At 72.5% G+C, this 12,647-nt stretch carries 12 protein-coding genes; all 12 read left to right on the top strand.

The genetic code is table 11. The features are described 5' to 3' along the window. Positions 1-179: 179 nt before the first annotated feature. The 12 genes from WHN02_RS04925 (at position 180) to WHN02_RS04870 (ending at position 12,624) form a co-directional block, all read left to right on the top strand. Complete coding sequence (locus WHN02_RS04925) at positions 180-1,730, top strand: phage tail sheath family protein (RefSeq protein WP_434742251.1); 1,551 nt, start codon at positions 180-182, stop codon at positions 1,728-1,730. 75 nt (positions 1,731-1,805) lie between these two features. Next, a complete protein-coding gene (locus tag WHN02_RS04920; protein ID WP_350896998.1) occupies positions 1,806-2,246 on the top strand; it encodes a phage tail protein in 441 nt (146 codons plus the stop codon). Then, positions 2,243-2,722, top strand: coding sequence for a hypothetical protein (locus WHN02_RS04915; RefSeq protein ID WP_434742250.1), 480 nt, complete (start codon positions 2,243-2,245; stop codon positions 2,720-2,722). Before WHN02_RS04920 ends, WHN02_RS04915 begins: the two co-directional genes overlap by 4 nt. Then, complete coding sequence (locus WHN02_RS04910) at positions 2,719-2,877, top strand: DUF6760 family protein (protein ID WP_350897000.1); 159 nt, start codon at positions 2,719-2,721, stop codon at positions 2,875-2,877. The genes WHN02_RS04915 and WHN02_RS04910 overlap by 4 nt, the downstream gene beginning before the upstream one ends. 2,901 nt (positions 2,878-5,778) lie before the next feature. Further along, the gene (locus WHN02_RS04905) at positions 5,779-6,258 is read left to right on the top strand and encodes a hypothetical protein (RefSeq protein ID WP_434742249.1); all 480 of its coding nucleotides are present in this window, start codon (positions 5,779-5,781) and stop codon (positions 6,256-6,258) included. A 33-nt stretch (positions 6,259-6,291) separates the two neighbouring features. Continuing rightward, the gene (locus WHN02_RS04900; protein ID WP_350897721.1) at positions 6,292-6,720 is read left to right on the top strand and encodes a phage tail protein; all 429 of its coding nucleotides are present in this window, start codon (positions 6,292-6,294) and stop codon (positions 6,718-6,720) included. Next, the gene (locus WHN02_RS04895) at positions 6,720-7,448 is read left to right on the top strand and encodes a peptidase M23 (RefSeq protein ID WP_434742248.1); all 729 of its coding nucleotides are present in this window, start codon (positions 6,720-6,722) and stop codon (positions 7,446-7,448) included. The genes WHN02_RS04900 and WHN02_RS04895 overlap by 1 nt, the downstream gene beginning before the upstream one ends. Continuing rightward, a complete protein-coding gene (locus tag WHN02_RS04890; RefSeq protein ID WP_434742247.1) occupies positions 7,435-9,198 on the top strand; it encodes a VgrG-related protein in 1,764 nt (587 codons plus the stop codon). The genes WHN02_RS04895 and WHN02_RS04890 overlap by 14 nt, the downstream gene beginning before the upstream one ends. Positions 9,199-9,213: 15 nt before the next feature. Further along, positions 9,214-9,615 carry a PAAR domain-containing protein gene (locus WHN02_RS04885; RefSeq protein ID WP_434742246.1) on the top strand — a complete coding sequence of 134 codons (402 nt, stop codon included), beginning with the start codon at positions 9,214-9,216 and terminating at the stop codon, positions 9,613-9,615. Positions 9,616-9,621: 6 nt separating this feature from the next. Beyond that, on the top strand, positions 9,622-10,077 hold the full coding sequence (locus WHN02_RS04880; protein WP_350897725.1) for a GPW/gp25 family protein: 456 nt from the start codon (positions 9,622-9,624) through the stop codon (positions 10,075-10,077). Next, a complete protein-coding gene (locus WHN02_RS04875) occupies positions 10,077-12,038 on the top strand; it encodes a putative baseplate assembly protein (RefSeq protein ID WP_434742245.1) in 1,962 nt (653 codons plus the stop codon). Before WHN02_RS04880 ends, WHN02_RS04875 begins: the two co-directional genes overlap by 1 nt. Positions 12,039-12,057: 19 nt before the next feature. Then, the gene (locus tag WHN02_RS04870; RefSeq protein WP_434742244.1) at positions 12,058-12,624 is read left to right on the top strand and encodes a phage tail protein; all 567 of its coding nucleotides are present in this window, start codon (positions 12,058-12,060) and stop codon (positions 12,622-12,624) included. Positions 12,625-12,647: the final 23 nt, after the last annotated feature.

Genomic DNA, 12,647 nt, shown 5'->3' with positions numbered 1-12,647 from the left:
TCGACCCACAGGGTAGGTCCGTGGGAGCCGACCGACCGAGGTTCGTCCGGCCAGGATCACGGGCTCCACTGCCCCTGCGGTACGCAACAGTGCCCCGGCACTGGCCCGTAGGGACCTTCCCGCCGGTTCGAGGCCGCGCGAGGCTGGCCAGCGTCCGCCGACCTGGCAGAGGAGCTTGCATGCCGACGTACCTGTCCCCAGGCGTGTACGTGGAGGAGGTCCCGAGCGGTTCGCGTCCCATCGAGGGCGTCGGAACCGCCGTCGCGGCCTTCGTGGGGTTCGCCGAGAAGGGTCCCTTCCACACTCCGACCCTGGTCACCAACTGGAGCCAGTACGTCCAGCTGTTCGGTGGCATGGTCGAGGGCGCGTACCTGGCACAGGCGGTGTACGGGTACTTCGCCAACGGCGGCGGCATCTGCCACATCGTCCGCATCGGCGACCCCTCCACCAGTCGTAAGGGTGGCGGACGGGGCGGGCAGAAGGAACTGCCCGCCGGTGAGCCTTCCCAGCTGGGGACCTTCCGGGTGGCCGCCCTGCCCACCGCCGGGGGCGAGGTGACCGTCGAGGTCACCGACGTCGAGGGGGAGGGTGTCGGCGAGGACCGGTTCCGGTTGGTCGTCCGGGCGGACGGGCAGCCGACCGAGGAGTACGACGCCTCGTTCCGTAAGAGCAACAAGAGCTACGTGGTCAACCAGGTCCGGGAGCGGTCCAAGCTGATCGCCATGGAGGAGGCCACGGCGGCCAACGCGTTGGCCCGTCCGGCCAAGCAGACGGTCACCCTGGCGCCGCCGACCGCACCGGGTGAGGCCGTACCGGCCACCCTCTCGGCCGACGAGTTCACCGGGGACGTCGACTCCCGTACCGGCCTGGCCGGATTGGAGGCGATCGACGAGATCACCATGGTCGCCGCGCCCGACCTGATGGGGGCGTACCAGGCGGGGGTGATCGACCTGACCGCGGTGAAGGCCGGCCAACTCGCGTTGATCTCGCACTGCGAGCAGATGGGCGACCGGATCGCCCTGCTCGACCCGCCACCGGAGCTGACCGCCCAGCAGGTGCGCGCCTGGCGGCAGGACGAGGCCGGTTACGACTCCCGGTTCGCCGCGCTCTACTACCCCTGGATCAAGATCTTCGACCCGGCCACCGGTCGCGGCGTGTTCATGCCGCCCAGCGGTCACCTGGCGGGCCTGTGGTCGCGCAACGACACCGAACGGGGCGTCCACAAGGCCCCGGCCAACGAGGTGATCCGGGGCGTCGTCGACCTCCAGAACAACGTCACCAAGGGGGAGCAGGACCTGCTCAACCCGATCGGGGTGAACTGCATCCGGGCCTTCCCCGGCCGGGGCATCCGGGTCTGGGGGGCACGGACCCTCTCCTCCGACCCGGCCTGGCGCTACATCAACGTCCGGCGGCTGTTCAACTACGTCGAGGAGTCCATCCTCCTCGGCACCCAGTGGGTGGTCTTCGAGCCGAACGACCAGCGACTGTGGGGCACTATCCGGCGCAACATCACCGCCTTCCTCACCGAGGAGTGGCGGCGGGGTGCCCTGTTCGGGGCGACAGCGGCGGAGGCCTTCTACGTCAAGTGCGACCGCGAGACCAACCCGCCGGAGGTGGTCGACCGGGGTCAGGTGGTCTGCGAGATCGGCATCTGCCCGGTCAAGCCCGCCGAGTTCGTCGTCTTCCGCCTGTCGCAGTTCTCCGACAGCACCAGCCTGGTCAACGACTGACCAGCCGAAGGCGACGGGGTGGGCGACCGCCCCGACCCGGGTACGACGAACCGACGATGACGAGAGGCGGCCACGATGGCCACTGGTGACAGCTTTGTCGTGCACACCTTCCAGGTGGAGCTGGGCGGCATCCAGGTGGAGTTGGTGGAGGAGGTCAGCGGGCTGACCGTCGAGTTGGACTCGATCGAGGTCAAGCAGGTCACCCCGACCGGTGAGCTGATCATCCGCAAGATCCCCGGGGCCCGGAAGGCGGGCGAGGTGACGATCACCCGAGGGCTGGACCAGAGCAGCTCCTTCACCGAGTGGATCAAGGAGACGTTCCTCAAGGGCGCCGTCGAGGCCGCCCGGCAGAACATCAGCATCATCATCACCAACGCCGACAAGTCGCAGAACCGGCGGTTCGACCTGACCAACGCGTGGGTCAGCCGGTGGGAGGGACCGGCCCTGAAGGCCGGCGACACCACGGCGGCGACCGAGAAGGTCACCGTCGTGTACGAGGAGATCAGCACTTCATGAGGCGTCGTGGCGTCTCCGCCGGGACCCTCGACGTCCCCTCGGCCGACCCCGGCGGGCCGTCGGACGCGCCCGCGCAGCCGCTGCCCACTCCACCCGCGCCGGTCCGGCTCCAGACCGAGTTCACCTTCCACCTACCCCGGGGGTACGTCGACGAGGACGGCACCGTGCACCGGGAGGGGACGATGCGGCTCGCCACGGCACGCGACGAGTTGGCACCCCTCGTCGACCTGCGGGTCAAGCAGAACCCGGCGTACCTGTCGATCGTCCTGCTCAGCCTGGTGGTGACCCGACTGGGCACGATCACCCAGGTCCGGGCGGAGGTGGTCGAACGGCTCTTCGCCTCCGACCTGGCGTTCCTCCAGGACATGTACCGGCGGATCAACGCCGAGGGGCACACCCTCGCCGAGGTCACCTGCCCGTCCTGCGAGACGGTCTTCGAGGTGGACCTGGCCGGTGGTGTACCGGGGGAATCGTGACGTACGGGACCGACCGGCTCCACGAGGAGGTCTCGTACGTCGCCTACCACTTCCACTGGCCCCGAGCGGAGATCCTCGACCTCACCCACGCCGACCGGGCCCGGTACGTCTCGGAGATCGCCCGCATCAACACCCGGATGAACGAAGGTCAGTGAGGCGCGATGGGGCTACGCGACAGGCTGCGGCACCTGGCCACCCGTACCCCCCGCCGCCCCGCCTCCACCCCTGACCCCTCCACCCCTGCCGCTGCCGCTGGCTCCTTGGAGATCTTGGACAGTTCCGGTTCGCTACGAACGGAAAGTGTCCAAGATTCACCGAACGACGCCGTCGGCGGCGGGGGTGAGGGTGGTTGGCGGGAGGTGGTGCCGATCCAGCGGACCCTGGGGGACGGATCACCGCTCGTCAGCGAGGTGGCCCGGTTCACCGACCGGCTCGCCACCCACCAGGATCCGACCCTGCGTACCCCCCTCGACCACCTGGTCACCGACCAGGCCCCGCTCGGGGTCATCAGGGACCTGGTCCGTCCCACGTCCCGGGCACCGCAGCACCCGAGGTCCACCTCGACACCACCCACCCCCCAGCACCGGTCCGCCACCTCGGCAACACCGCCCACCTCCCCGCGCCAGTCCGCCACCTCGACACCACCCACCCCCGGCTCAGGTCGACGGGTCGACCGGCGACCCCAGCGCCCATCCGCCACCACGGAACCACCGGCCACCTCCCCGCGGTCCGCCACTTCGGCAACACCGCCGCCCACCCTCCCGCGACGAGCCGCCACCGACCCGTCCCCCGGTGCCGACCCGTCCCCCGGTGCCGACCCTGCCCCCGGTGCCGAACCCGGTCGGCCGCCCCGGAACACCCTCCACCCCCCGACCTCCACGGGGCGCCTGGTCACCGCCCGCCCGCCCGCACCGATCCGGCGACTGACCGGAACAGCGCGGACACCCCCTCCTGCCCGGCGTCCCGTACCCCCCGGTGACCGGTCCGGCGGGGCGGCCCCGACCACCGGCGTCCGCCCCGGTCCGGCCGAGGACCCGTCCCCAGTACGGCCCGACCCGGTCGAAGACCCGCCTCCGGTACGGCCCGACCTCCCGACGTTGCAGCGAGCCACCTCGACGCACCCCGGTGATCAGCCGTCGGGCCGGGAGATTCCCTCGACGCACCCCGGTGACCCGTCCCCGGGCCGGACCGCCCCCCGGACGCCCCCTGGTGACCCGTCCTCGGGCGGGGCGGACCGCCCGACGGGTTCCGGTGACCAGGCGTCGGGCCGGGCGGACCGCCCGACGGGTGCCGGGCCGGAGCACCGCCCACCTCTGCCGAGCCCCGGTGAACCGGCATCGGGCCGACGCCTGGCCGGGGCGGATCCCGGCACGGCACCTCCGGTCCGCCGCCGTCCCCGCCTCGGGCTGGGGGAACCGCTGACCGGGATGCCCGACACCGCTCGCCCCCCGGGGTCCACCGGCCGCAGTGGTTCACCGCCCCCGGTCTGGGCACCCGCCAGCTCTCCGCGCCGGACCCCATCGGATAAGCCGCGGGTCGATGGCGGGCAGCACTCCTCCACACCGGCTGTGCAGCGCACACCCAGCACAGCGTCCCCCGGACCGCATCGCCCCACCCAGCCGCGCCCGGCCGCCCCGACGGCACCGCCACCCTCCGGACGGGCGGGCGGACCGGTGACCGGCGGCGACGGCGTACCGGAAGCAGGTGACACGCCTCGACGAGGTGGCCTCGGCGCACCACTACCCACCGGTACCACTCCGCCGGTGGTCACGCCGCGCCCTCCCGCCCGGCCCGGTTCCGCAGGTGGTGGGATCGCGGGTGATGGTTCCGCCGACCGGTCCACGTCCGGGCGGTCCAACTCGGACCGGTCTCCGTCCGGGCGGTCCGACACCGACCGGCCCACGTCCGGGAGGGCGACCGACGACCAGCTGACGTCCAGGCGGGCGACCGACGACCGACTGACGTCCAGGTCTGTCACGCCCGGGCCGGTCATCAGTCGAGCCGCCGCCGGATCGGGCGACACGCGTTTTCCCCCGCAACCGGTGGTCCGGCGGCCCGTCGCGGATCCCGTGGTGCAACGATCGGAATCGACCACCTCCGAGCCCGTGGTGCAGCGGTCGGAGGTTCGACGGCCCGCTCCCGATCCGGTCACCGGCCGACCGGGTGCCGTCCGCGCCGACAGTCGAGAGGGCGGTGGCCCACCGAGTACGGGGCCGGAGCCGTCACCCGGGGCAGCCCGGTCCTCGGCAACAGCGGTGTCCCGGCCGGTCCGACTCGACAGGGTGTGGACTCGACCGACCTCGCCTGCTGCCCCTCCTCCGGTTCCTCCGACCGGGCCGGCGCATCCTCATGCCGGACCGGCGCATCCTCCGACCGGGCCTACGGATCGTCCGGCTCAGCGTGCGACCGGTGCGGTGGGGCTGGTGGCGGGGGGACTGGTGGCGGTCCAGCGTCTCCGCTGGCGTACCCGTCCGACGTCGACGGCAGGCGATCCTGCTGAGACGTTCACCGGATCGAACACCCGGCTCGGGTCAAGGGCGGACGCACCTCCCGGGTCAGGGTCGACTGCGGCTCCGGCTGCGGGGTGGGGCACGCCGACTGCGGCTCCGGCGTCGGGCACGCCGACTATCGCAGGCCGACCGGTCGACGGGCCGGACCCGGGAGGTCGATCGGTCGACACCGCCCCTACGCCGCTCCAGCGACGGGTCCCGCTCCTGGCCGAACGAGGGATTCCCCGCCGGATCGAGGTACGGCCGACAAGCCTCGGGTCCCCCGCCACCGCCGACGCCCGGCCCGGCCGACCGGGCGCCACCGCCCGACCCGCCGCCACTCGACCCGCCACTGCCCGACAGGCCGCCACCGACCGACTCGCTCCGGCGACCGGGTCGATCCTCCAGCGGACGGCTGCCACGCCACCGATCAGCCCGTCCCAGGCCGGACCGCTACTGGCCGGACCAGCCCAAAGCGGACCGCGTCCGGGCGGGCCGACAACGGGCAAAGGACCCGTGCCCGGAAGACAGTCGGTCGGGGCAGAGTCGGCGGGGTCGTCTCGGGTCGTGAGGCTGCCGGTTGACTCCGGGTCCCGGGTCCGACCGGACGCGCCGTCGGTCCGAGCACGGACAGCGGACGCGCCGTCGGTCCGAGCACGGACAGCGGACGCGCCGTCGGTCCGAGCACGGACAGCGGACGCGCCGTCGATCCAACGGGGGACAGCGGATGCGTCGGGCCGACGGGGGGCGGCGGGCACGCCGTCGATCCAGCGGCAGCCGGAGGGTGTCGGGACCTCCACCGGTACGTCGGCCAAGGCCCCGAACCAGGGCGGGGCCAACCAGGGCGGGGCCAAGAAGGACGGGGCCGGACAGGACGGCGGCCGGGAAGCACCGGACCTGGATGTGGCGGCCCTGATCAAGAGCTTCGACAGGCGACACCTGGACGCCCTGGCGTACCAGCTCGTCGAGCCGATCAGCCGGCTGGTCCGGGCGGACCTGCGGGCCAGCCGGGAGCGGTCCGGCCGGTGGCGGGACGGTACGCGGTGAGCCGGACGAAGGCGTACGAGAGGGGAGACCGGGATGGCGAGCGGTGACCCGGGGACCAGCGTCCACTTCCGGCTCCAGATCGACGGGATCGACCTGGGGGACTGGAACACCTGTGACGGGCTCGGCTGTGAGGTGGAGGTCGAGCAGTACCAGGAGGGCGGCAACAACGACTTCGTCTGGCAGCTGCCGTCCCGGCTGCGCTACTCGAACGTCACGTTGAGCCGACCGTTGACCCGGGACACCGCGAAGGTCTCCACCTATCTGGCGCAGCTGCCCAAGGGGGTACGCCGGGGCACCGCCCAGATCGCGGCCCTCCGCCCCGACCTGGCGCTGCTGGTCCAGTGGGGGCTCGCCGACGTGGTGCTGGTCCGCTGGTCCGGCCCCTCGTTCGACCCGAACCGCTCCGAGGTGGCCGGGGAGAGCATCGAGCTGGCGTACCACGGATTCCTGGAGGTGGGGTGATGCCCCGAGGTCAGAAGGTTCCCGCGCACATCCAGCGGTACCAGCCGCCCACCTCGGGCGGCAGCCAGCCGGGAGGTGCGCTGGGCGGGCCGATCACCTTCATGTTCAATCCCCAGCAGTTGGCCCTGACCAAGTCGGCGAACTGGATCCCGCACGTCGTACGCGGCGCGGAGAACGTCGGTGTCGCCGAGTTCACCGGCTCCGGCCCCCGTACGTTGAGCCTCGATGTCTTCCTCGACACCACCGACAACCACTCCCGGAGTGTGCAGGAGCGGGTGGAGGCGCTGCTGACCTGCTGCGTACCGACGAAGGCGAGCATCGCGGCGAAGGCCCCCTCCCCACCGTGGGTGAAGTTCGCGTGGGGGCAGTTCCAGACCGTCTCCTTCTACTCGTACGTCAGTCAGATCAACGCCACGTACCGGCTCTTCGACCCCGACGGCACCCCCCTGCGGGCCACCTGCTCGATGACGCTGAACGAGATCAGCGGCTCCACTCCGGGGCAGAACCCGACCTCGGGGAGCCGGACCGCCCGCCGGGTCCACCGCCTCGTCGCCGGGGACTCCCTGGAGCTGCTCGCCTATCGGGAGTACGGCGACCCGACGGTGTGGCGGGTGATCGCCGAGGCCAACGACATCGACGATCCGGTCCGGTTGCCAGTGGGTCGGCAGTTGCTGCTGCCCGCACCGGAGGAGCTGCGCGACGGGAGGGTCGACGATGCCCAGCGGTGACCACACCAACAATCTCGTCGTCGACCTGCCCGGCCGGTTGTCACGGAAGTGGACCGGACGGATCGTCTCGGCGGTGGTGGAGGACAGCACCAACCTGGCGGCCACCGCGACCCTGCGGGTCCGGGACCAGCAGAGCCGTTTCCTGAAGGAGACGGGCGCCACCATCGGCACCGAGATGATCGTGCAGGTCCGCACCGGGGAGCATCCGGCACCGCTGCCGTTGTTCACCGGCGAGGTGGTCACCGTGGAGTCGGAGTTCGACGGGTTGGGCACCTTCACCACCGTCCGTGCCCTGGACCGCTCGCACCGGCTGATGCGCGGTCAACGGGTCCGCAGCTTCCTCAACCGCAAGGCCTCCGACATCGCCCGGGAACTCGCATCCGCCGCCGGCATCCCGGTCGGCCGGGTCGACCCCACCCCCACCGTGTACGAGACGGTCACCCAGCCCAACGTCAGCGACTGGGAGTTCCTGAAGATGCTGGCGACGGAGAACGACGCCGAGGTGGTGGTGGTCGACGGGCGGTTCGAGTTCCGTCGGTCGGTACGGGCCGCCGCCGCCCCCGGGGCCGGGGTGACCGCCGAGCAGAGCCCGTACGTGGTGGAGATGGACGCCAACCTCCTCGCCGTACGGTCCACTGTCACCTCCGTCGGCCAGGTCGCCGGGGTGACGGTCCGGGGGTGGGACGTCCGGGCCAAACGGGCGGTCCAGACCGAGGTGCCCACCGACGCCAGTGACGAGGTGCAGATCGGCACCACCCCGGCGAAGGCCGCCGACCCGTTCGCCCCGGCCCGGATCTGCGTGGCCGACGTGCCGTACCGGACGGCGGCCGAGACCCGGGCGGTGGCCGGGGCGGTGGCCGCCGACGTGACGGCCGCCTTCGCCGAGCTGGAGGTCGGCATCCTGGGCAATCCCCGCCTGCGGGCCGGGGTGCCGCTGTCGTTGCAGCGGCTGGGGAAACCGTTCGAGGGCAAGTACACGACCACTTCCAGTCGGCACGTGTTCGCCCCCGGCGAGCACTACGAGACCTGGTTGACGGTGAGCGGCAGGCAGGACCGGTCGACCTGGGGGTTGAGCACCGCCACCGCCGCACCCGCCCGGGCGGTACGGATCCCGGGGCTGGCCGTCGGGATCGTCACCAACGTCAAGGCCGACGTCGACCGTCGACATCCGGAACGGGTCGGTCAGGGGTGGGTGAAGCTGCGCTTCCCGTGGCTCACCGACCGCAGCGAGTACGAGACGGACTGGGTACGCACGGTGCAGCTCGGTGGGGTCGGCGGCGGCGGGGTGTTCTGTCCGGAGGTCGACGACGAGGTGCTCGTCGGTTTCGAGCAGGGGCTGCTGGACCGGCCGTACGTCATCGGCGGGCTCTACAACGGGGTGGACCGACCGTCGACGCACGAGGGCGCCCTGGTGGACTCGTCGTCGGGGCGGGTCAACCGCCGTTCGTTCGCCTCCCGAAGCGGGGACCGGATCGAGTTCCTGGAGTCGCAGCTGCCGTCCGGCCCGAAGGGGATCCGACTGACCACCGCCCGGGACCGGCTCACCGTCCACCTGGACGAGCGGAAGACCTCGGTGGTCATCCACAGCGACGGCAAGATCGAGATCGACGCCCGGGACGAGATCAGTGTGAAGGGTCGGGGGATCACCCTCGACGCCGGCACCGGGGCGCTCCGGCTCGCCGGTCGGACCGTCGAGGTCGACGGCGGTTCCCTGGTCGACATCCACGCCACGCTCGTCAAGCTCAACTGAGGGGAGGGCACCATCATGCCGGCGGCCGCCCGGGTCGGGGACCAGATCAGTCACCTGGCCGTCAAGCCCCCGCCCGTCCCGGCCGGGTCGGTTCCGGTCGCCCTGCCGTCCGGGCCGCCCACCGGCACCGTCGGTCCCCCCTCCGGGCGGGCCCTGCCACCAGGTACGCCGACAGTCACCCCGATGCTCGGCGTCGCCAGCGTCCAGATCGCCGGACGACCCGCGGCCGTCGTCGGCACCGTCTGTGTCTGCCCGCTGCACGTCCCACTGCTGATGACGAACGTGGTGATCCCCGCACCCGTCCCACCGGTGCGACGGGTGCTGATCGGCGGGTTCCCGGCCGCCAGGCAGGGCGACTCGATCACCTGCCGGGCGACGGTCAGCAGCGGGGCCGCATCCGTACAGATCGGGGGTTGACCACCGATGGCCGAGCAGTTCATCGGACGCGGGTGGGCGTTCCCGCTGCGTACCGACGCGACCGGGGGGATCGCCCTGGTCGAGCGGGATCGGGAGATCGTCGAGGCGATCCGGCTGATCCTCGGCACCGCCCCCGGGGAACGGCCGATGCGACCGGAGTTCGGGTGCGGGGTGCACGACCACGTCTTCGCCCCGGCCGACGAGAACACCGCAGGTCGGATCGCCTTCGAGGTACGCCGGGCGCTGGACCGGTGGGAGCCGCGCATCGACGTCACCGACGTGGTGGTCGGCTTCGACGCCGAGGAGGCCGGTCTGCTCTACATCGACGTCCGGTACTCGATCCGGGGCACGAACGACCCCCGCAACCTGGTCTTCCCGTTCTACGTCATCCCGTCCCACGAGGACGGCACCGCCCCCGAGGACACCGCCACCATGTCGTCGTACCTGGAAAGCACCGCCTGATGCCGCTGCCCGCACCGAACCTGGACGACCGCCGTTTCCAGCACCTGGTCGACGAGGCGAAACGGTTCATCCAGCAGCGCTGCCCCGAGTGGAGCGACCACAACGTCTCCGACCCCGGGGTGACCCTGGTGGAGACCTTCGCGCACATGGTCGACCAGATGCTCTACCGGCTCAACCGGGTGCCGGAGAAGAACTACCTGGCCTTCCTCGACCTGATCGGGATCCGGCCGTTCCCGCCCACCGCCGCCCGGGGCGACGTCACGTTCTGGCTGTCCGGGCCGCAGACCCAGCCGGTGGTCCTGCGGGCCGGGACGGAGGTCGGCACCGAGCGGACCCAGACCGACGAGGCGATCGTCTTCACCACCTCGACCGACCTGACAGTGGTGCCCTGCGAGCTGACCCGGTTGCGCACCCACCCGGCGCAGGGGCCGCCGGTGGACCGGACCGAGGAACTGCTGGACGGGCGGGACGTGTCGTGCTTCCCGGCCGGCCCGTCGGTCGGTGACGCCATGCTCCTCGGGCTCTCGGCCGCCGTACCGTCCTGCGCGGTCCTGCTGAACATGGACAGCCGGGTGGAGGGGGTCGGCGTCGACCCCCGCCAGCCACCGCTGGTCTGGGAGGCCTGGACCGGGGAGGGCTGGTCGGCGTGCGTCGTCGACCACGACGACACCGGTGGGCTGAACAAGCCGGGCGAGGTGGTGCTGCACGTCCCCGCCGACCACGTCGGCTCGGTGGTGGCCGGGCAGCGGGCCGGGTGGCTGCGGTGCCGACTGGTCGAGGCCGCGCCGGGTCAGCCCTTCTACGCCGCCTCACCCACGGTACGGGCGATCGAGGCGGTGACCATCGGCGGGACCGTCGCAGCGGTGCACGCCGAGACGATCCTCGGTGAGCAGGTCGGGGAGGCGGAGGGGGTGCCCGGCCAACGGTTCGGGGTGGCCCGCCCGCCGATAGTGCCGGACGAGCATCCGCTGGTGGTGGAGAGCACCGACGGGGCGGGTTGGCTGGAGTGGACCGAGGTGGACACGTTCAGCGGCTCCGGCCCGGACGACCGCCACGTGCTGGTGGACCGGACCGCAGGGGAGATCCTGTTCGGCCCGGCCGTCCGGCAACCCGACGGGACCCTGCGTCGCTACGGGGCCGTACCGTCCGCCGGGTCGCGGGTCCGGGTCCGCCGTTACCGCACCGGTGGCGGACGCGCCGGCAACGTCGCCCGGGGTGCCCTCGCCGTCCTGCGCAGCTCGATGCCGTACGTGGCCCGGGTGGAGAACCGGGAACCGGCAGGTGGCGGGGTCGACGGGGAGACCGTCGCGGAGGCCCGGCTCCGGGGTCCGGTGCAGCTGCGGGCGCAGGACCGGGCGGTGACCGCCCGGGACTACGAGCTGCTCGCCCGACAGGCCTCCCCGGCCGCGGCCCGGGTCCGGTGCCTACCCGCCGGGGACGGCAGCGCGGCGGGCGGGGTCCGGCTGCTGGTGGTGCCGGAGGTGGTCGCCGACGCCGAGGGCCGACTGCACTTCGAGGACCTGGTCCCGCCGGACTCGATGCTCGCCACCATCGCCGAACACCTCGACGCCCGCCGCCCGGTCGGCACCCGGCTGGTCGTGGAGCCGCCGTTCTACCAGGGGGTGACGGTGGTGGCCCGGCTGGTCCCCCGCCCGGACGTGGCCGCCGGTCAGCTCCGGGCCGAGGCCACCGCTGCCCTGTACCGGTTCCTCGACCCGGTGCACGGCGGCCCGGAGGGCCGCGGGTGGCCGTTCGGCAGGCAGGTGCACTCCGGGGAGATCTTCGGGGTCCTGCAACGGATGCCCGGGGTCGAGGTGGTGGAGGAGGTACGGATGTTCCCCGCCGACCCGCTCACCGGACGTCGGGGCGACCAGGTCACCCGGATCGAGCTGGACCGGCACGCCCTCGTCTTCTCCCACCAACACCAGATCCGGGTCGACGACCGCCTGTCGGGCCGGTAGAGAACAGGAGGGTACGCCGATGCGCGCCGCAGTCGACGACGTGGCCACCCCGGACCCGCTGGGTCGGCGGCTGCCCGGCATCTACGCCGACGACGATCTCGCCCAGCGCCTCACCGGCGCGTACGACCAGGTGTTGGCACCTGTGCACGCCACCCTGGACAGCCTGTGGGCGTACTTCGATCCGGCGCTGGCCCCGCCGGACTTCGTGGACTGGCTGGGCTCCTGGGTGGCGGCCGGAGCGAGCCCCGACCGACCCGTCGACGAGCGCCGTCGGGTGGTCGCCGCCGCCGTCACCCGCCACCGGGTACGCGGCACCGCCGCCGGGATCGCCGAGGAGGTACGCCTCACCGTCGGGGTCCTCCCGGAGGTCGTGGAGAGCGGCGGGACCACCTGGTCGGCCACGCCGGGCAGCCCGCTGCCGGGGGCCGCCGAGCCGAGCCTGACCGTCCGGGTACGCGTACCGGAGCCCACCCCGGAGTTGGCCGCCCGGGTCCGGGCGGTCGTCGAGGCGAACCGGCCGGCGCACGTGCCGTACACGGTCGAGGTGTTGCCGTCGTCGGCCGACGATGTGGACGGTCCCCGATGAGGTTCTGCGACAACTGTGGTGCC

Origin of the sequence: Micromonospora sp. SH-82 (assembly GCF_051132485.1) — a bacterium.
Classification (GTDB): Bacteria; Actinomycetota; Actinomycetes; order Mycobacteriales; family Micromonosporaceae; genus Micromonospora.
The sequence above is the reverse complement of the archived record's forward strand: the minus strand, read 5'-3'. Positions and strand labels throughout refer to the sequence as shown.